Annotated in this window: 18 protein-coding genes; 6 read left to right on the top strand and 12 right to left on the bottom strand. The window is 38.2% G+C overall.

What is annotated here, in order from left to right:
- Positions 1–46 precede the first annotated feature (46 nt).
- Positions 47–1,150 carry an iron-containing alcohol dehydrogenase family protein gene (locus CLNEO_RS08015; protein WP_066087047.1) on the bottom strand — a complete coding sequence of 368 codons (1,104 nt, stop codon included), beginning with the start codon at positions 1,148–1,150 and terminating at the stop codon, positions 47–49.
- 21 nt (positions 1,151–1,171) lie between these two features.
- On the bottom strand, positions 1,172–1,423 hold the full coding sequence (locus CLNEO_RS08010; protein ID WP_066087044.1) for a hypothetical protein: 252 nt from the start codon (positions 1,421–1,423) through the stop codon (positions 1,172–1,174).
- Positions 1,424–1,553: 130 nt separating this feature from the next.
- Here CLNEO_RS08010 and CLNEO_RS08005 point away from each other — a divergent pair, with 130 nt between their 5' ends.
- The 5 genes from CLNEO_RS08005 to CLNEO_RS07985 all read left to right on the top strand — a co-directional run bounded on the left by CLNEO_RS08005 (position 1,554) and on the right by CLNEO_RS07985 (position 5,818).
- A complete protein-coding gene (locus CLNEO_RS08005; protein ID WP_066087041.1) occupies positions 1,554–2,327 on the top strand; it encodes a 3'-5' exonuclease in 774 nt (257 codons plus the stop codon).
- 395 nt (positions 2,328–2,722) lie between these two features.
- Complete coding sequence (locus CLNEO_RS08000; RefSeq protein WP_066087039.1) at positions 2,723–3,997, top strand: adenylosuccinate synthase; 1,275 nt, start codon at positions 2,723–2,725, stop codon at positions 3,995–3,997.
- Positions 3,998–4,027: 30 nt separating this feature from the next.
- A complete protein-coding gene (locus CLNEO_RS07995; RefSeq protein ID WP_066087034.1) occupies positions 4,028–4,600 on the top strand; it encodes an ANTAR domain-containing response regulator in 573 nt (190 codons plus the stop codon).
- 209 nt (positions 4,601–4,809) lie between these two features.
- Positions 4,810–5,259: a MarR family transcriptional regulator gene (locus CLNEO_RS07990; protein ID WP_066087031.1), complete on the top strand. Its 450-nt coding sequence runs from the start codon at positions 4,810–4,812 to the stop codon at positions 5,257–5,259.
- A gap of 1 nt (position 5,260) precedes the next feature.
- Positions 5,261–5,818: a cyclase family protein gene (locus CLNEO_RS07985; RefSeq protein WP_066087028.1), complete on the top strand. Its 558-nt coding sequence runs from the start codon at positions 5,261–5,263 to the stop codon at positions 5,816–5,818.
- Between the two features lie 56 nt (positions 5,819–5,874).
- On the opposite strand, the gene holA is transcribed toward CLNEO_RS07985, so the two are convergent.
- From holA to CLNEO_RS07955, 6 genes are all read right to left on the bottom strand, one after another.
- Positions 5,875–6,891 carry a DNA polymerase III subunit delta gene (gene holA / locus CLNEO_RS07980; RefSeq protein WP_066087025.1) on the bottom strand — a complete coding sequence of 339 codons (1,017 nt, stop codon included), beginning with the start codon at positions 6,889–6,891 and terminating at the stop codon, positions 5,875–5,877.
- Positions 6,857–9,211 carry a DNA internalization-related competence protein ComEC/Rec2 gene (locus CLNEO_RS07975; RefSeq protein WP_083531914.1) on the bottom strand — a complete coding sequence of 785 codons (2,355 nt, stop codon included), beginning with the start codon at positions 9,209–9,211 and terminating at the stop codon, positions 6,857–6,859. The genes holA and CLNEO_RS07975 overlap by 35 nt, the downstream gene beginning before the upstream one ends.
- A 20-nt stretch (positions 9,212–9,231) precedes the next feature.
- Positions 9,232–10,191, bottom strand: a complete 960-nt coding sequence (locus tag CLNEO_RS07970; protein ID WP_066087019.1) for a GerMN domain-containing protein — start codon at positions 10,189–10,191, stop codon at positions 9,232–9,234.
- 63 nt (positions 10,192–10,254) lie between these two features.
- The gene (locus tag CLNEO_RS07965; RefSeq protein ID WP_330382579.1) at positions 10,255–11,751 is read right to left on the bottom strand and encodes a sensor histidine kinase; all 1,497 of its coding nucleotides are present in this window, start codon (positions 11,749–11,751) and stop codon (positions 10,255–10,257) included.
- Positions 11,699–12,388 (bottom strand): response regulator transcription factor, encoded by a 690-nt coding sequence (locus CLNEO_RS07960; protein WP_066087016.1) that lies wholly within the window; start codon positions 12,386–12,388, stop codon positions 11,699–11,701. Before CLNEO_RS07960 ends, CLNEO_RS07965 begins: the two co-directional genes overlap by 53 nt.
- Before the next feature lie 13 nt (positions 12,389–12,401).
- Complete coding sequence (locus tag CLNEO_RS07955) at positions 12,402–12,797, bottom strand: ComEA family DNA-binding protein (RefSeq protein WP_066087015.1); 396 nt, start codon at positions 12,795–12,797, stop codon at positions 12,402–12,404.
- A gap of 259 nt (positions 12,798–13,056) precedes the next feature.
- Between CLNEO_RS07955 and CLNEO_RS07950 the strand changes: the two genes are divergently transcribed.
- On the top strand, positions 13,057–14,418 hold the full coding sequence (locus CLNEO_RS07950) for a D-alanyl-D-alanine carboxypeptidase family protein (RefSeq protein ID WP_066087012.1): 1,362 nt from the start codon (positions 13,057–13,059) through the stop codon (positions 14,416–14,418).
- A gap of 707 nt (positions 14,419–15,125) precedes the next feature.
- Here the strand turns inward: CLNEO_RS07950 and CLNEO_RS07945 are convergent.
- The 4 genes from CLNEO_RS07945 to CLNEO_RS07925 form a co-directional block, all read right to left on the bottom strand.
- Positions 15,126–16,235, bottom strand: coding sequence for a C40 family peptidase (locus tag CLNEO_RS07945; protein ID WP_157723514.1), 1,110 nt, complete (start codon positions 16,233–16,235; stop codon positions 15,126–15,128).
- Between the two features lie 541 nt (positions 16,236–16,776).
- Positions 16,777–18,858, bottom strand: a complete 2,082-nt coding sequence (locus CLNEO_RS07940) for a methyl-accepting chemotaxis protein (RefSeq protein ID WP_066087006.1) — start codon at positions 18,856–18,858, stop codon at positions 16,777–16,779.
- Positions 18,859–19,677: 819 nt separating this feature from the next.
- The gene (locus tag CLNEO_RS07930) at positions 19,678–19,875 is read right to left on the bottom strand and encodes a hypothetical protein (RefSeq protein WP_066087000.1); all 198 of its coding nucleotides are present in this window, start codon (positions 19,873–19,875) and stop codon (positions 19,678–19,680) included.
- Between the two features lie 647 nt (positions 19,876–20,522).
- Positions 20,523–20,714 carry a hypothetical protein gene (locus CLNEO_RS07925; protein WP_330382578.1) on the bottom strand — a complete coding sequence of 64 codons (192 nt, stop codon included), beginning with the start codon at positions 20,712–20,714 and terminating at the stop codon, positions 20,523–20,525.
- Positions 20,715–20,815 lie beyond the last annotated feature (101 nt).

Genomic DNA, 20,815 nt, shown 5'->3' with positions numbered 1-20,815 from the left:
AATAGCTTATGTGGGAAGGGGAAAATATGAAATTTGTCCTTACCAATTATGACAATAGGCTTTTTTTAAAAATTTCAAAGATATCCTCTTTCTCAACCCCGTAGGGAAACGTGGCAAGCTTTTGTGGGCTTTCCATGGAGCGCTCTGTGTAATATGAAATTTCCTCCACAGTAAAGGTTTCAGAGGTATTTAAAACATCCTTGAAAAACGCTCCCATTTCCTCCGTATTTTTCATCCCAAGACACTGCAAAAGCCGTGAAACCTTTTTGTCCTCCTTGGGAAACAGCTCCAAATAAGCTTGGGTAACCAATCCATTTGCTCTACCGTGGGGTATTTCTTTTTCGTAGGTTAGAAAATAACCAAGAGCATGGGGAATAGAAGTACCCGTTTGGGCAATGGCGACACCGGCCAAGGTGGATGCCAGCATAAGCTTGTCACGATCCTGCGCCGTATAGGTTCTTGCTTTTAGGGCTGGAATGCATTCCTTGAAGATGGAAAGCCCCATCTCCACTATTTTCTCACTAATGAAATTTGCATTTATCGATAAATAGCTTTCAATTAAATGGCTTAAGGCATCCACAGCCGTATTATTTGTAATTTCCGGCGAAAGTGCATCCATATATTTGGGGTCCAAAAAAGAAATCTTAGCAAAAATCTTTGGCATTATGGCACTTTTGGTTCGTTTTTCATGGAGTGTTAAAATGGAAAATTGGGTGACCTCAGAGCCCGTTCCTGCCGTTGTGGGAATTTCCACAACATTCAGCGCCTTGACCTTTGCTTCTGTAAATAAAATATCACAGCTTTTTTCCGGGTTTGCAGCCAAAACGGCAATCGCCTTTGCTGCATCCATGGGAGAACCCCCGCCAATTCCAATCAAAAAATCAACCTCTTGAGCGACTGCCAATTTTCCCGCTCTTTCCACCGTTTCCACATCAGGATTCTCGCCAATTTCATCAAATAAAACCCAAGGGATATTCAAAGAATCTAAGGCATTTGTAACATCCTTTTGCGCTCCGTTTTTCTTAGCCGAGCCGCGCCCGGTAACCAGCATCGCTTTGCTCCCCAAGGGGGAAAATGCCTCCTTATTTGCTAACACACACCCGCGTCCAAAAAAAGTATCCGCCGGCATAAAAAATTTAAAGTTTTCCATAATTTGTCTCCTTCTCCTTCGTTAAAAGTGAAAATCATACCATTCCCATTCAGTATTCATAATTGACGCAATGTCTTCATTAGCATCCTCCGCCAATTCAAACACCACTTCAAACTCATGGTACCGCTCTCCTTCAATGGTTGCTATCCCTGAAATCATGTAGTTTCTGCCTTCCCCCTCAATATACTCACCCTCCAAAAGAAGTTCGTCTTCTTCCAGATAAATTTTATTCAGCTCTTGCTCCTTTTGTTCCTCGGTAAAATAAAGCTTCATATTTCGCCTCCTTTGCTTTTGTTTATTTCTTATCCTATTTTAGCACTAGCTTATACCAGATACAAGAAATTTTGCTTCTTCCATTTAAATGCCATTTAGTGTATACTAGGAAAAGACAGGAGGAGCTTTTATGAATTATATCGTTTTGGATCTGGAATTCAATCAATCCTTTCCTTTTAAAACAGGAGAAGTCGTTGCCCCGGTTGCAGAATGTCCCTTTGAAATCATTCAAATCGGCGCTGTAAAACTGAATGGTTATTTTCAGCAAATTGATTCTTTTAGTGTTACGATTCAACCTAAAATTTATACAAGACTGCATCCTTTTGTTGAAAAAATAACAGGCATTACGGAAGAAAAATTACAAAATCAGCCTAGCTTTCCAGAGGCTTTTGATAGGTTTGTTTCCTTTATTGGCGAGAAAGATGCCATTCTTTGCACTTGGGGCACTGATGATATTAAATCATTATTCCGAAACATTTTGTATTATAAATTGGATACAAACAGCATATCAAATAAATATTTGAATGTCCAAAAATATGCCTCTACCTATTTAAAATATGAAGATGGTAAGGCAATCGGGCTGAAAAATGCTGTCACCGAGCTGAATTTAACCGTGGATTTACCCTTTCATGATGCTTTATTTGATGCCATATATACAGCAAAGGTTTTTGAGCTTGTTCATCCCGAAGAACTTATCCCTTCTGTTTTCAAACCGGCAGCCTTGTTAATACGCACACCAAAGGCTCCTCGCACAAATACTTCGGCTTTGCTTCGCCACATCGCGGATTTAATGGAAAGAGATTTGACAACAGAAGAAAAGAAAATGTTGAAAATTGCATACTTCTTAGGACGTGCTCATACTTTTGACGTCTCAGGCCTTGCAAAGGAAAAAAAGAAAACCTAAACTTGACTTCACTTTCGCACCGATGGCAAATTTTATTGCAGCGGTGCTTTTTACATTCAATTATTAATAGAAGGTATAAAAAATTACTATGGCAAATTATTCTCTATAAAACCCCTTAAAATTGCATATTTTTGCATTGCAAAATTTTTTCTTTTTATATATATCCAAATAGCAGTCAAACAATGCCTATAATTCCAGCAAAGTGTATACCATTATGGTTAGAACACTTACAAAACGAACGCCTCAATAATTTTATATGATTAATAATTCGAAACAAAAGCATATTAATACAGCATATTTTCCATTGACATTCTTTTCAAACGCTATTAAAATTTGAATATCAGGCAAAAAATCAATCATTATTTTTTATATCAAAAACAAAGGAGGCTATCTTCATGTTGACTTCTATCGTTGGCATCAACTGGGGAGATGAAGGCAAGGGTCGTATGGTTGACCTGCTTTCAGAAGAATACGATATCGTATGCAGATATCAGGGAGGGAATAATGCAGGGCATACCGTAATTAACCATTTAGGGAAATTCGTGTTAAATTTGCTGCCTTCCGGTATTTTAAGAGAAGATGTTGTAAACATTATGGGAAACGGTATGGCAATTGACCTAGAACATCTCTATCACGAAGTAGACCGTTTAAAGAGCGCCGGAGTAAAAATTACTGCTGAAAACTTAAAAATCAGCGACAAAGCCATCATATGCCTTCCTTATCATAAGCTTTTGGACTGTTTGGAGGAGGATCGCTTGGGAGATGCTAAATATGGCTCAACCCGCAGAGGCATTTCTCCTGTTTATGGCGACAAGTACATGAAAAAATGTTTGCGTATGGGGGATTTGCTTCATCCCGAATCCTACCCCGAAACACTGAAAAACCTGATCAACTATAAAAATTTGGTAATCGAAGGAGTTTATCATGCCGCGCCTGTGCAATACGAAGAAATTTTGCAGTGGCTGGATACGTTTGGTACTCCTTTTAAAGAAAATATCATAGACACAGGCTTATATTTAACTGAAGCCGAAAAATTAGGAAAGAAAATCATGTTTGAGGCGCAGCTTGGAGCTTTAAGAGATATTGACTTTGGAATTTATCCCTTTACCTCCTCCTCCTCAACCATTGCAGCCTATGCACCCATCGGTGCCGGTGTTCCCAATTTACAATTGGATAGTGTGATCGGTATCATGAAGGCATATTCAAGCTGTGTAGGCGAAGGCCCCTTTACTTGTGAAATCTTTGGTGAAGAAGCAGATGCTTTAAGACAAGCCGGAGGCGAATATGGTGCTGCAACAGGCAGACCTCGTCGTGTTGGACCATTTGATGTTGTTGCCAGCAAATACGGCATTCGGGTTCAAGGCTGCAACGAAATTGCCTTAACAAAAATGGATGTTCTATCCTATTTGGATGAAATCCCTGTTTGTACAAAATATAAAATTAACGGCGAAGATGTAACCGAATTCCCTTACGCTTCTGTTTTGAAAACAGCTGAGCCTGTGATTGAAACAATGAAAGGCTGGAAGTGTGACATCAGCGACTGCCGCAGTGCTGCCGAACTGCCCAAGGAAGCACTTCTTTATATTAAATATATTGAAGAAGCAGTTGGCTGCCCGATTAAATATGTTTCTGTCGGCGCACAAAGAGACGCTTATATTACTATGTTTTAATTTTAACTTGTAATTGCAAGGAGGGGCTTTATGAATCAGATCATGATTATTGCAGGAAAGGAAACCGAAAAAGAAAATTTAGTCGGTCTTTTGGACTGCTATTCCGATTCTCAAATTCTGTACGCATCCAACAGTAAGCAGGCAAAAGAAATCATTGCAAGTGCATCACCCGCCCTTATTATCATAAACGCTCCTCTTCCAAGTGAATCGGCACAGGACTTAGCAATTTTTATGACACAAAGAACGGATGCTGCTGTTGTTGTTTTATTGCCGGAATCATACAGGAATATCAAGGAATACAGCGGTGAGGATTACGGAATTCTTACACTGTATAAACCCTTTAAGCGTTCAGAATTTGATCGTACGGTGAAATTTGCAATGGCCTTTGAAAGCCGCATTGCAAAAATTCAGGAAAAAAATAAGAAGCTGCAAAAACAGCTTTCTGAAGTACGAACTGTGCACCGAGCAAAATGCCTTTTAATTCAGCATTTGCAAATGACCGAATCTCAGGCACATCGCTATATTGAAAAGCATGCTATGGATTGCAGAAAAAGTAAACTCGAGGTGGCAAACAGTATTTTACAAACGTATCACGAAACATAATACTTTTACATTTTCATCTCATTAAATTTTTGTTTTCATTAGCGATAAACCTAGTGTTATGGGGATATCGCTATTTTTAAAAATTTAAGCTTTTAAAACTGGTCGATGTATATATTTCATTTAAAATAATTCGTTATAATTGATTTTTTTGTTGTTATGAAAACAAAATATACTTATTTTATATCCATAGACATAAAAAGGAGGAGCTAATGGATACACTTCAACTTTTATCGGCATTTTTAGACAAACAGGATTTATTATCCAAACTTACAGAAAGCGAAAAACTCCACGGTTTTGGTTACTCGGACATTCATGTAATTTCCGCAATCCATACCTTAGATCATGCAAATGTCACTAAAATAGCAGAATATATGCATATTACCAAAAGTGCCATTAGCAAAATCGCAAAGCGTTTGATAAAAAGCGGCTGCATATTGTCCTACATGGAAGAATATAACAAAAAGGAAATTTATTTTCGTTTGACCAAAAAGGGGGAAGCATTAAATGCGGAACATGCCAAAAGGCATAGCCTTTGGCATGCACGGGATCTCCAATTTTTAAGCACATACTCCGAAAAAGAACTTGAATTTATCCATCAATTCATGCAAGACTACAACGACTATTTGTCAGCGCAAATTAAAGAATTGGAAGGAAGATAGTGTGTATATTGATATCACATTAAAAATTACGCCAAAAATTGCAGAAGTTGCTCAAGGGAATGAGTCAAAAGCCCTTTTGGGGCATCTAGGCACGCACTTTGATGCTATGAACAAGGAGTTCCCGTTGGAATATCTGGAACGAAATGCCCTAGTCTTTGATGTAAGCACAGTTATGGAGCGAGACATTGAACTCTCCGACATTGACATCAGCAAGGTGCAAAAAGATATGTTTATTGCTTTTTACACCGGCTTTATTGAAAAAGAAGGCTATGGAAGCAAAGCTTATTTTACCCAGCATCCTCAGCTTTCCAACGAACTTATTGCAGCCTTAGTTAAAAAAGATATTTCTATCCTTGGGATTGACTTTGCAGGGGTGCGTCGGGGGAAAGAACATACGCCGACAGACCAATATTGCGCCGACAACGGCATTTTCATCATAGAAAATTTGTGCAATCTTTCGGAAATAATCCAACAAGGCTCTTATTTTCAGGCCTATACCAGTCCCATGAATTTTGCTAATATAACAGGCTTACCCTGTCGGGTGATTGCCAAGCTGTAAAAGAATTCAAATATAATGGACATTCCCCATCTATTGTGGAATGCCCATTTTCTGCTTTATTCACCACTTCTTAGTGCTTTGCAGCTATATTTCATAATAAGTAGCTCCACTGCCGCTTCCTCTGCAACCCTACCTGTTTTTATATCCAAGTCCGTTTTTAAGCAGTCCTTTAAAGCCATTTTCCAAGCTTCCTTGGAAAAGCGCCTTGCCTGGTTGATGTATTCCCTTACCGCAAAATCTCTGATTTCCAACCTCTGTGAAATTTCACTATTGGGCATACCTTCCCCAGAGAGTAAAGAGCTTAATAAAATTAAGCGAAACTGCCTTGTGATTAAAGAAAGTACCATATACGGTGACTCCTTTAAAAGCAAAAGATTATGGTAAATTGAAATCGCTTTTTCCGGCTTTTCCTCAACAACAGCCCGAACTAAATCGAACACCTTGGCCTCTAGGGATGGCGTGCATATTTCTTTAATGTCACCAATTTCAATATTTCCCTGGTTTCCTTTATAGGCAAGAAGCTTTTGCATCTCCCGCTCAATGGATTCCATATTGGACTCAACCGTTTGCAGAAAAAATTGCACCACGCTGCCTTCTATGGAAGTGCCATTTTTTTCGCACTCCTTCTTGATCCATATAGCAAGCTCCTTTTCTCCTGGCGTTTTAAACTCAACCGCTTCACCATATTTTACCATTGCTTTGTATAGTCGACTATTCTTTTCAGCCTTTTCCTCAATAAAAAGAATGCAAACGCTCTCTGGCAGCTGACTGAAATAGTCCAACAGCCTTTCTCCCTCCTCCTTGGTATTCCCTTTTTGGAAAAAGCCGCTGTTTCTAACTGTAATCAAACGCTTTTCATTGAGAAAAGGAAGCGTTTCCGCCGCATCCATAATTGCGCCTTCACTTGCCCTCTTTTCTTCAAAAATATCATGATTCATTATTTCTGACCCCGGTGGTAGCAATGCCTCCATAAGAGCCTTTTCATAATTTTTTATCAAATAGGCTTCTGGGCCAAAAAACAAGTAGCAGCCCTTAAATTCACCGTTTTTCCATTGTTTTTTTAATTCTTTCATATATCGGTTCCCTTTCCGCAACAGCTTCCATCTGATAGCTGTCCTTAGGAGATATTTTCGCTAAAATTGTTCCCTGCCTGTCCGTTCTATAAACAGATACCCCTTGGGCATTCAGTCTTTTTAGGGTTTCTTCATGAGGATGCCCATAAAAATTGTCCTCCCCGCAGGATATAATGGCAACTGTAGGCAAAACTTCTGACAAAAAAACCTCACTGCTTGAGTATTTTGAGCCATGATGCCCCAGCTTTAGAATTTCCGCCGACACATCAAGTTCCTTATACAGCATAATCCGTTCATCCTCCGTAGCAGCATCTCCCATTAATAAAACCTTTGTTCCGCCATATTCATATTTTAAAACCAAAGAACCGTGGTTATCATCGTCCCCCACGAACCTTACGCCCTCCGGAGGATATAGGCATTCAATCCTCTCACCGGATTCCCAGCTTGCCGCATCCCGCTCTTTCACAGTATACAGCATAATATCCCGTTTTTCCAATACTTCTTTCAAAGTCTGCCAATTTTGAGAATCAGCATAGGGATACTCTGAAATATATAATGCCTTTACGGGCACATTTTCGCAAAGCTCGATAACCCCCAGCATATGATCAGCGTCAAAGTGGGTTAAAAATATTCCGTCAATTTCCTTTATTCCCAAATACTCCAAATAGGGCTTTACCACTTTTACGCCAGTATTCTTTCCCAAATTCGTGCCATACCAGCCTCCCCCATCAACAACAACAGCTCTGCCATTGTAGGTTGAAATCACTGTACTATCTCCTTGTCCAACATCCAAAAAGGCAACGGTGTTTTCATGAAAAATCACCCTATTTCCAAAAACCGAAAAGCCCAAGGCAAGCATAACAAAAAAAAGGCTTTTTTTATTACAAAAACGCTTCCCATAAAAGCTCACTACACTCAAAGCAAGATAATATAAGGCGATTGATAGAATTGCAGGCGCACCAACCAAAAAATAACCATTTGGAACAGCAACCGAAACGTGACAAACAATTTCAAAGAATTTTAGAATTCCATATATCCCTCCTGCAGAAATTGCCGCCAGCGGCGGAAAAATCAACCCTCCTACAGCTGTTAAAAACGTAAAAAACAGCAAAGGCCCGCAAAAAGGAAGTATAAATAAATTTACAACAATGCCTACCAAGGAAATATGAAAAAAATGATAGGCCACAAAAGGATAACTGAATAAGGATGCAACCAAGGAAAGAATACACGCCTGCTCCGCCCTCCCCCATAGGCCGCTCTTTCCGGTTACAACCTGCAGCCCCACCCAAATGCCAAAGGCGGTCACAAAAGACAACTGAAAACCAACATTCCACAGGTAAAGGGGTTGGAATAACAAAATGATAAGGGCGGCGATTGCCAAATTGTTCAGCCAATCGCTTTTTCTAAATAAAACACGCCCCAGCAATACTACAGTAATCATAATAACCGCTCTTACCGATGAAGGAGAAAACCCGGTAAATACCAAGAAACTTGTGCAAAAGGCAATGGTAGTCAACGCCGCCACACGCGGTGTTTGCTTCAACCCCCTTTTCACTAAAATGTGTAGAAATAGGGCAAAAAAGGAGACATGAAGCCCTGAAACGCAAAGAATATGGTTGATTCCGGCTTTTCTGTACAAATCCGAAGTTTCATCATCAATATCATCTTTTTCCCCGGTAACCATGGCCTTTACAATACTACTTTCCTTTTTGGGCAATACTGTGTCAAACACCTCAAATACCTTTTCTTTTTGCTTTTGCAGCCAAACGGCAGGGCCATTGGTTTTTCCAACTTTTTCGATTCTCTCAGGATAAATTTTGTAGTCAATACCCTTCGTCTTCAAATATAATTTCTCATCATACCCTCCGGGAATGGTTTGTTCCTTAAGTGAAAGAATCTCGCCCGAAAGCACAACCACATCTCCGATTTCAAAGCGCTCCTTTCCAGTCCAGACAGCATACAATTCAATTTTTCTCTCGTCCTCCTGGCGAACCCCGCGATCTAAACGGATAAAAAGTTTTTGGTTTCCCGAAGCAGTTTTTCCTTCCTCCTTGATCACCCCCTGAATATCAGAAATTATTTGCCCCTCTAAAGAAGGTAGACCTGCCTTTACAGACTGCCCCGCAAGTGTAAACCCAATGCCTAGCATTATCATATAGCACAATGCCATGGAAATTTGTCTTTTTATCACGAAACGTGAAACTGTATAAATTGCAAAAATAAAACCGACTAAGCATATCTCTTTCGATACACCTAGTCGGAAATAAATTCCACATATAGTGAATAGCAATGCCCACAGGGCCGGACGTTTTATTTTCATAATTTTGAGTTTAGCGTCGTCTATTGCGTTGCGTTGACTGTTTTCAAGCTTTTTACGGGTACAAAAGGTGTACTGAAATCAACATGACCCTTGAAAGCTTCCACTTTCTCACCTTCAATTAAAAATTGTACCTTTCCTACATTTTCCATCTCAGCAAGGGAATTTACAATGGAATAAATAGTGAGCAGTTCTCCTGCAGAGCCTCCATTATGCTTTGTCACAAACTCTTGACTGAGGTTTACATAGCAGACTCCATCGCTGGTTGTAGTTACATCCATAATTTTCGTTTCAGGAGGAATGGTTGCAAAGTGACCCTCCTCTTTGGGTCCTGCAATGAGCTGCTCCAAAATAGTTCTTTCCTTGGGTTGATTTGCATTTACCTCTACCACTCGATCCTCAACAATTAAATCAGATGCATCTGAATTGGAAAAATACAGCTTTAATATAGCATATTCCGTTGTAGTAGCCGATACAATTGGATCAATTAATACATTTTGGCGATTCATTGCCCCATAGGCCTCGTCATCTTTTGACTGTAAGGGCACGCCCTCTACGGTGAATACAACAGCTTCCAAAAATTCTAAGGAAGTCAGCGACCACACAATGGAGGAGCGGCAAATCACTTCATCCACTCTTTCCATATCAAAATAAGCAGATGAAAAGTCAATCGTAACCTCTTGATCGGTTATTTGAACTGAATTTACCTCTAGGCCTTCAGGAATCGTTGGTTTTATTCCATCTGTTTTTATTCCCGAACGCAAATTATCTAAAACAGCGTTTATCATATCTTCCTTGTCACCCGACTGGATCTCTATTTCAAAAGCCTTCATTTTTCCACTGGCCCCCATGTAATAAATCTCAGCCACATTTTGGGTAGCGTGAAAAAACTGCTCTTTTATGAATAAACCTCCAGGAACTACCAACAATAACCCTAAGATAATTACCATAAAAAATATAACAACTTTCTTTTGTCTTGCCAAAGGGCAACCTCCTTTCTTTTGTTTTCGTGAGTATAAAAGTTCCTTGTTTTATTACTACTTTTATTATAATACGCTTTGTCGTATGGGGATTCGTACCAAAATCGTGGTGCCTTCCTCCTCTTTACTATAAACCTTGATACTCCCGTTGTGCATCATAATTGTACTATGGGTGATGGAAAGGCCAAGGCCTGTACCGCCGGTTTCTCTATCTCTTGTTTTGTCCACGCGGTAAAATCTTTCAAAAATCCGCCCCACCTCGGTATCAGGAATGCCAATTCCCGTATCTGCAACACTAATAAATGCATTTTGGTGATCCGCATCTAAATTAATTACTACACTGCCATTTTCAGGCGTATATTTTATTGCATTATCAACTAAATTTGCAATTGCCAATGTCAATTTCATTTCATCAGCCATTGCAACAACATCCCTTTCCTTTTCATAGTGAATAAATATTTTTTTCTCCTGCGCCAAAGGAAGAAGTCTTTTTATGATACCCTCTATCATCTCATTTAAATCAGTTTCCTTGAAATTTAAAGGTACCTCTTTCTGATCCAGCTTAACCAAGGTTAAAAGGTCATTGATAATGGCTGCCATTCGGTCAACCTCAGAATTAATATCATGGAGGAATTCTACATACATTTCTTTTGGTACATCTTCCTGGAGCAAAATAGACTCGCTTAAAACCTTAATCGAACTTAGCGGTGTTTTCAGCTCATGGGAAACATTGGAAACAAATTGCTGTCTTGTTGATTCCACCTTTTCCAGCTGATCTGCCATTTGGTTGCAAGCCAAAGCCAAGTCTACCACCTCGTTATGGATACGGGAGTGAACCTGTACTCTTTGCTCAAAATGACCCTCAGACATTTTTTGAATTACCTTAATCATTTTTTTAATTGGCTCAGTAAAAATTTGCGACATAAAAAACATTACAATGATAACGATAATCGCCAATCCCGCCAAAAGCAAATTGCCTTTTTGGGCAATATTGGCAATGGTATCTACAATATCTTTCATATCATCTGAAATTAAAACAACACCAACACGGCTGTTATTCATTCCGGAAATTGATACTGCCGCATATACCCTACCATCTTCCTGCTTTCTTGCAATATCTTTATTTTGCAAAGCCTCAATAACTTCAGGAATGAGAACCGTTTTTCCAGCATCACTATATCCTGTATCATATACAACCAAGCAAGAGGAATCCAGCACCAAAACGCGAAAATCATGCTCCTGGCTCATCTGAAGAATTGTTTCTTCCAACGTATTACGCACATCTTTATCCATCAAATAATCATGGGAGGTAATCTGCCCTGAAATTACATTAGCCTGGCTTAATAATTCTTTTTTGCGTTCTTCAATAAAATAATCCTGCACAGAATGAAGAATGGTGCTGGCAATTAAAAGCAGAGGAACAATCCCGATCACAACATACGTTGCCAAAAGAATCCATCGCAAGCTAAGAAAATAAAATTTCTTCTTTTTTATTTCATGCTTATTGCCCTTAATTAAAATAATAACCAACTCCCCATTTTGTAAAAATATATTTGGGCTCACTGGGATTTGCTTCGATTTTTTCTCTTAATCGACGAACATGGACATCAACCGTGCGTACATCTCCCGGATAATCATAGCCCCATACGGTATCCAGCAATTTTTCGCGGCTATAAACCTTCCCCGGATTTTCCATCAAAAGCTCCAATAAATCGAATTCCTTTGCCGTCAAATTTACTTCTCTCCCCTGAACAAACACGCGTCTGCTATCATAAGCAAGTTCCAAATCTCTGGCCTTCAAGATATTCTTGTTTACCCCCTCTACAGGTCCCTTTTTCACACTGCGGCGTAAAATCGCTTTGATTCTTGCCTTGAGCTCCAAAATATTAAATGGTTTTGTAATATAATCATCAGCACCATATTCCAACCCCATGATTTTATCCATGTCCTCCCCTTTTGCAGTAACCATAATAATAGGCACCTGGGAAAATTCTCTTGCCTGCTGGCAAACTTGCAGTCCATCCATTTTCGGCAGCATTACATCTAATACAACCAAATCAAAGCTGGAATTCTTGATTAGCTGAAGCGCTTCTTCCCCGTCATAGGCCGGCGTAACCTCCATGCCATCTTGCTCCAAAGAAAACTTTATCCCTTTTACAATGAGTTTTTCATCATCTACCACCAAAACTTGAAATGCCATATTGACCTCCTATTTATTGCGCTATAATAAACTCTTTCATCTGACTTAATTTCTTGATCCCGATGCCTGAAACATTTACGATATCCTCTGTTGAATGAAAAAGACCGTTTTTCTCTCGATAAATAATAATTTCCTTGGCAATCTTTTCTCCCACGCCAGGCAAAGCCTCTAACGTTTCCTGGTCTGCCGTGTTAATGTTTATTTTTTCTATTGTGCCAGGCAAAAAAAGGGCATACTCCTCAGACCATCTTGCTTCCAGCCCTTCCACGGTGACGGACGTTCCCATCTCTAAGAAACTACCACCCTTTATAGCGTTTAAGCCCAAGCCCAAAGCAAAAAACAAAACTACAAGCAGTAAAAGTTTCTGCTTTTTTCTAATTTTGCATAAATTTTCGCCATTTTCATTCAATTTCCATAAACCCCTTTTGTTTTCCGTTCCTTTTTGCTATACTTAGAGGCGTGTGAATTCAAAAAAATAATGAATTTTAACCATATTTTATGTTTTCTATTCTACCACAAAAATAAAGGACAGAACACAGTTCCATTTATTTTTTTAATCACCACACCAAATTTTATTCTAAAACCACCTTCAAATAATGCTTCATCCTAGAAAGCTTATTTTATTTTATCACAATTTTAGGAAAAGTTAAAGATATTAGGAGATGCCAATGAAACAATCATTTTTAATTATACTCTTGTCTTTTTGCATAACAGTCCCTTGTTTTTCCGCTTTTGCCGAACCTCTTTCATCGACTGAGGCAAGGAATGCCGCTGAAGAAATTAACATACCTGAGATTTCGGCTGAGGCCGCCATCCTAATGGATACAACCACTGGCAAAATACTATACGAAAAAAACAGTAAGAACAAAATGTATCCCGCCAGTATCACAAAGCTTATGACGGTTCTTCTTGCATTGGAAAACGGGAATTTGAACGATACCATCACCTTTTCCCATGAAGCTGTTTATAGCATTGAGCCAGGCAGTGCCCACATTGCAATGCAGGAGGGTGAGCAAATAACATTAGAACAAGCCTTATATGGCATCATGCTCCGCTCCGCCAACGAGGTCGCCAATGCCGTTGCCGAATATGTTGACGGCTCTGTTTCAGCATTTGCCCAACATATGACCCAAAAGGCAAAGGAATTGGGCTGTGAAACCACTAATTTTGTAAACGCCAACGGGCTTTTTGACGAAAATCATTATACCTCCGCCTACGATATGGCGTTAATTGCTAAGGAATTATTAAAGCAAGACGCCTATCTCGATATGATGAGCGCTACATATTACGAAATACCCCCGACAAATAAACAGCAAGAAACTCGTTATCTCCATGGCCAGCATCAAATGCTCAATCAAAATTCTCTTTACTACTATGACTATGCCACCGGAGGAAAAACAGGTTATGTAACCCAAGCTTTGAACACGCTAGTCACCTTTGCAAAAAAAGGAGACACACAGCTCGTAGCCGTTGTTTTTAAATGCAGCGGTGCACAGCATTATATTGATTCAAAGGCATTGTTTGAGTATGGCTTTGCCAATTATCAAACGACAAAGGTACTTTCCATGGAAGCTTATACTAAAACTGTTGAAGTAATAGAAACGTATAAAAACAAAACATCAACCCTTGGTAACATTACTATTGCGCCAAAGGGGGATTTCTATGAAACTTTGGCTGCTGATGCAGACTTAACGACGCTTAAAATCGAATCTGACTTTCCTGAAAAAATCAATGCTCCTGTTACGCAGGGACAGGAAATCGGTTCCCTCACGGTTAAGCTTGGAGAAAAAATAATTGCCACCGTTTCTCTTTTAGCTCAGTCCACTGTGGAAACAACCTCGCCGGAAACTCGCCTTGCCCAAGAAAAAGAGACAAAAATAAAAATATTAAAGCAAATCGGGTTAGTTTTTGCTTGTATTGCTCTTGCTTTTGTCATCCTGCTTTCTATTACCCGCACCATTGGTCACTTTAAACGGAAAAAACGTAGAAGGCAAAGGACATTGCGCAGAAAAAAACATAGCAAATACTAAAAGTCAATCCCTAGAGTGAAATATATGTAAATCCGTCGTCTTCATTTTCCCAAAAAACATAAAATTCAAGCTCGTATCGCTAGATTATAGTCAAAAATCCCTGTAATGCCAGTTTTTTATATGGTTAATTTTTGTTTGACAATTATAAACGGGGGCTTTTCATAAGCTGTGGTACCGCTCTAACTTTTGAAAGTCATCTTATTATTTTTAATAACTCGGCGCAATTAAAGGCCAATTGCAGTGTGATTCCTCAGTTTTTTAGGATAAGTTATTTTATACTTCTTATTCATATTAGCCCATCCTTTCCCTTGTTTTAAATTTAGCTTTTTCGGCAGCATTAGCTATTATGAAAAAAAAATTCCCAAACATCATTGGAATTTAGAATCACACCTTTAACGTATATTTCACCGCATAATTAGGACCACAAGCTTAGCTGGTGGTTTGTCTGCCCCCATAAGGGGCTATGAGGGTGTATTGAAAAAATACTCCTTATGCATCATACGCCCCGCTACCGTTAAAACGGTTTTAATGATTTTTATATATTTGTTAAAAGTTTTAGTATTACTACTCATAAAAGACAAAAGCCTACAGCTAAAGCAAAAACCATTCCTACCACCTGCCAAGCAGGTGGTTTTGTCATGCTAAAGCAAACAAAAAAGGACAGATTAACAATATGTTAATCCGCCCTGAAATTTCACTAAGTATTTTTATCTTATTACGCGTCTTGCTGTTACATAAGTTCTAGCACTGTAATCACTATTTAAAGCTGTAATCGTAACGCCATAGCCAGCACCATCGGTTGAGTGAATATAATTTCCATCCCCCATATAAATTCCAACGTGGCAAATTCGGCTATTTCCTCCACTGTTAAAGAAAACCAAATCTCCCGCCTGCAATTCGGACTTAGAAACCGCCACTCCATTAGATACCATAGAATAGGAAGATCTGTTTAAAGAAATGCCAAAATTTTTCATAACGGAATATACAAAACCAGAACAATCAACACCCTTACTCAAGCTTGTTCCGCCCCAAACATAAGGCGTTCCAACAAACTGCTTTGCATAAGCAACCACTTCTGCGCCTTTGCTAAATGCATAGGATCTGGTAGTACGCTCACCTTTGCGGATAGAAAGAAATTCCGCACTTACATATCCCTTCACACCATCATCGGTAATAATTCTAACCCACTCTTGACCAACACGGTCAATATTAACTTCTGCGCCATAAGGCAAAACCGCTAACACAACCGAAATCATTGATGCTTCTTTACGAAGCTTTAACCCCGTTGCAGAAGTAACTACGCCATAGGTTTCTTCAATATCCTGTCCTGCATTTTCCACGGCTACAGAAGCAGCTGCAGTTAAAAGCTCACCGGAAATAAAATCCTTGCAGACATAGCCGCTTTGACCATCGTAGGAAATGCGATACCAGTCTCCACTTTGCCCAGTAACGACGACATCTTGTCCTTCTGTCAAACGCCCTAAAATATCACTATTTCCATCGGGAGCTTTTCTTACATTTATATCATTCCCCGTAGCTGTTGCATCTGTTTTTGTGATTTCAAAATAATCAGCAGCAACAAAAGCTTTTTCGCTTTCGTAAGAAATCTGATACCAATCACCGCTTTTTCCCAATACCTTATATTCAGAGCCCTTATCTATTTTACCAACAACATCAGCGTCCCCACTAGCTTCTTTTCGAATATTAACGGCCGACCCAGTAGCCTGCCCCATATCTGCAGCAAAAGTAATAGAAGAACACGTCAAAACAATAGATGTTGCGACACAAACCTGCTTCAGTGCTTTGGAAATTATCAACACAATATCTCCTCCGTAACTAGCTAACGAAATTGTTACATAATTGTTAACTATAGTATAAATAAAATTAACAATTTTGTCAACTTAATTCTTCAAAATAATGAATAATTTTTTAATAAAAACATATACTCTTAGACTTAAATTTAAAACCTCTTTTTAAGAAAAAATAGTCATTAAAATATAGAAATTTTTCAGCTGTTACTTGGTGAATTGATATAAAACAGTTAATTGAAATGCTTATAAATCTATTTAACACATTTATGGACCTAAAATTCCACTTAAAAAAAACTCAGTTTTACAAAAAGTATCAACTTTTAAGAAGTACCTTATGGGCGCATTTTTATTTTTACTTTCATTTGAAATACTTTTGAAATAATAATCCATGATGCTCTGCTTTCATTTTTAACAATTTACTTAAGAAATTTGGCAAATTGGTAATATAGGCATCAATCCTGTTTCTTTGTCTCACTTTTTTACCGGTTTAAGCCTTTTTAAAAACAGCCGCATCTATCAAAAGATAAATTACGGCTGTTTTTATTTACTAGTATTTACTGTTATCCCCTTCATACATTATTTCATTATGGGTTTTTATTTTCTCATTGGTATCATCGTGATAGCTTTTCTCAACGTGATCACCATAGGCTGCCTCTTTTAACTTAAACTCCCCAATCAATTCTTTCAGCAATTCTGCCTGTCCGGCTAATTCTTCACTGGCGGCGGCACTTTCTTCAGCCGTAGCAGCATTCGTTTGCACCACTGCCGAAATTTGCGCAATGCCCATATTTATTTGTTCAATGGTAGTAGCTTGATGTTGAGAAGCCTTCGCAATTTCAAATATCAGCGAAATAACTTCTTTTTCACCTTCGGCGCTTTCCTCAATGGACTTTGCTGTACTAGCTGCAATTTCCGTTCCATTTTTGACAGCTTCCAATGTTTCTTCAATCAAAATGGTAGTATTATTTGCAGCCTCCGTTGATTTTGCGGCAAGATTTCTTACCTCATCGGCAACAACAGCAAACCCTTTACCCGCATTCCCTGCCCTCGCCGCCTCAATGGCTGCGTTTAGTGCGAGAATGTTTGTTTGGAACGCAATATCTTCTATTAATTTTATTATTTTAGAAATTTCTGTAGATCTAAAACTTATTTTTTCCATGGCTGCGATCATTTGCTTCATTTCCTCATTGCTGCCTTCAAGCACTTTTCCGGCTAAATCAGCCTTCTCCCGCACCAAGCTAGCATTTTCAGCATTTTTATTAATTTGATCCGCCACATCGGCAATCCCCGCAGATAATTCCTCTATTGAGCTTGCTTGCTCTGTTGCGCCTTGGGAAAGGGCCTGCGCGCCGTTTGCAACCTGATCCGAGCCGCTATCAACCTGTTGGGCTGCTTGATTAATTTGCATTAATATTGAATTTAGGTTGTCAAGCATCGCATGGGTATTAATTTTGATTTTTGCAAATTGTCCTTCATATTCTCTATTTAATTCTGTAGTCAAGTTCCCTTTGGCAATATCCAAAAGAACATCCGAAATTTCATCAATATATCCTTGATAATTTTTCAGCCTTTCAATGGTTTGTCCAAATGCATCGGCAAGCTGCCCAACTTCATCCTTAGAGTTAATATTTAACTCTGCATCAAAATTACCATCGGCAATTTGTTGTGCCGCTTTTGTGATTTTTTTAATGGGTTTTGAAATTGCGCCACTCACAAAAAATGTTACAATTGCACCAAGAAGAATTCCACCTAATATTAGAGCAATAAAGAGATTTCGTATGCTGTTTACTTCCTCCAAGATTTCACTGGTTTCCACGGTCATTGCTACAATCCAAATACTATTTGGAACAGGCGCATAGGCCGCAATTTTCTCTACCCCATTATATTGATAGCTTGTGCTTCCAGTTCCACCAGCAATCATTTTCTGAGTAAGCTCTGCCATCTCTTTTGCTGACTCATCTGTTTTCGCTATTTCAATTTGATTTGTCTGCTGCATTACCAAATCAATGTTTGCATGCCCTACCATGGTCCCCTGATTATTTATGATGTAGCCAGATCCTGTGGATCGAAAAGATAGACTCTTTGCAATCTCACAAAGGGCGGAGCCATCATTACGACCATAAAAAACCCCAACAATCTCACCGTTATCATAAATTGGTGTTGCATATATAACTACCAAAGTTCCTGTGGCATTACTAAGAAGAATATCCGATACATTAGACTCACCGCTTAAGGCCTTTTTAAAGTAATCTCTGCTGCTTACATCTACTTTGCTAGCCGCATCATCAAAAACCGTGGCCTCTCCCTGCTTACTAACAATTGCAAACGTTTCAAAGCCTTCTCTTTCTGCCTCTTTTGCTAAAAAAGCAACTTTGTCATCCCAAGAGATTTCAGTGTCTAAAAGAATACTATTATGTGCAAGCGCTTCAATAAATGTTAATCTTGCATCTATTAATGAATTTATGTATTTTGCCTCGGATTCTGCCATGGTTTCCAAATTTCTATTAGCATCCTCCATTAATTTGTCGCTTATAATTTTTACATTCACAACCCCCAGTGTCGCTGTAATAAAAAATATCACCAGCGTAAAAACAGTAACTAATTTAAGCTTTATCGATTTCATTCCCATTCCCCTCTCCTTTTTAAATTTTTTTCATTGTTTAAGTTCAAATGATTTCATCGGCTGATATTTTCTGTGTGTTTTCCCCCTCTGTTAATATTCCTAACAAATTTAATAAAAAATTTTTAACAAATATATTAATGTAACTAGCAAACAAATTTAATATTAATAATCGTGAAAAAAATACAAAATTTTAGAATTTTAGTTTGATTGTTTTAATAATATTTTACCATACAAAAGAAAAAATATCCACATATTTCGACAATATATTTTAATTATTCATTAAATTATTGCTTATTTTTTACAAAAAAAAAAATTTCCAAATTTTCAAATTATTATTTTTTTTTAAAACTAATATCATTTGAATATTATTCACTATTTACAAAAAACAGTTACATTTAATTTTTCAATGTAAAATTTTTTTTATATTTCAATATGTTTTTTCATGCAAAAAGCTTCTAAACTATAATTAGATATTATAATTCAGAAGCTTACAGTTTTATTGATTTTTTTCTAATTTGCTCTTATTTGTCTTACATTGTCCTCTTCGCCGTTCACACTTAACCCAATTTCCAGTTTTGTCTTTCCATTTGAACGCGAACCATACTCTGATAAATTCCATCTTAATATCATCGCACTGCGAAGCATGCAGCGTCTTTAACACCTCATCTTTGGGTGCATTTGGCTTTGCAATGCGAACATTTTCAAAAATGGATGCCTTCAAAAGCTTGCTGTCTTAAAAAACAAAAGAAACGGTACTCACTAAATCTTTTTTAACCATATCCTTCACGTAATGCCGCCAATACAAACCTCCCCTGCATTCACATCCTAAAAATAGACAATCACACTTGCCAAGGTAGTTTTCCCACCGCCGGAGGGCCTAACAAAAGGCACATGCTCACCATTTTTGATTTCCATATGAATTCCATCCAAAGCATTTATTTTTGCATCCCTATAGCGAAAGGTTACATTACGCAAAGAAATAGAATTGCCATTTGGCTGCTTTGGTTTTGTTATTTCTGCCATTGGCTACATGGACATAATACAATCAATTCAGCCTACAAACAGACAAATTTAAATCTAAGTATATTTCGCTTATCTTAATATATTTACAATTTAGGGTTTTCATAAAAATATTATTATCCATATGATTACAGCGTACAAGCAGACCTTGGGCGTTCCCCCTCCACTCACCAAGACAGGGCAGATGGCAAAGTCCTCTTTTTCAAAGCAAAAGTAAATAAGCCAAAATAAAAAGGATCAACCACGCTCTTGCTCAGTTAATGCTGAGAATTTTTGTGTCAGAAAACTCTTGTAAAACGTACTAATCTCCACGTATGTCCTACTTTTTCAAAACTTTGATTCATGCTAGTTAGTTTCTGAAAACTATATTTCTCAATACACCCCTGTCAAAATATGTCAATTACTCCATATGTTGTTCCTGAACCAAAGAGGGTAACTACCTTTATACAGGATACACCTTTATCAGCACACCATAAATAACCAAACCCATTTTATAAAATTTGAGGAAAGGAAAACTATCCCCAGCCTTTACTCCATAGCAAAAAAGTTAACAATATCGCTTTTTTCAAAGTTCTCAAAGAAATCATATTTTCAGTATGAACGCACAATTAAAAAAGGGTATCACCGCAACTGACACCCTCCCATGTTCCTTATTTTCCTCTCAGTCCATAGATCAATAAAAAAAACATAGCCACAGCATAGGATATGTAAATCCCATAGGTAATAGAGTTACTCCAAGGAAAGCTTGCCTGGGGATTATTTAAGGCATATATGAAAAAGAGGATTGCTAAAATCAGCATTAATAACCCAATTCTAAAGCACAACCTCTTCATTCCATCCATAACATCAACCCTCCACGAAACACATTTTCATTTATTTTACCATTAATTATTAAAGAAAAACAGTACAAAAAGATAATTCTTTTTATACTGTTTTATCAGTT

Source organism: Anaerotignum neopropionicum, from assembly GCF_001571775.1.
GTDB classification, from domain to species: Bacteria; Bacillota; Clostridia; order Lachnospirales; family Anaerotignaceae; genus Chakrabartyella; species Chakrabartyella neopropionicum.
Note: the sequence above shows the minus strand (reverse complement) of the source record. Positions and strands in the feature narration are given on the sequence as shown.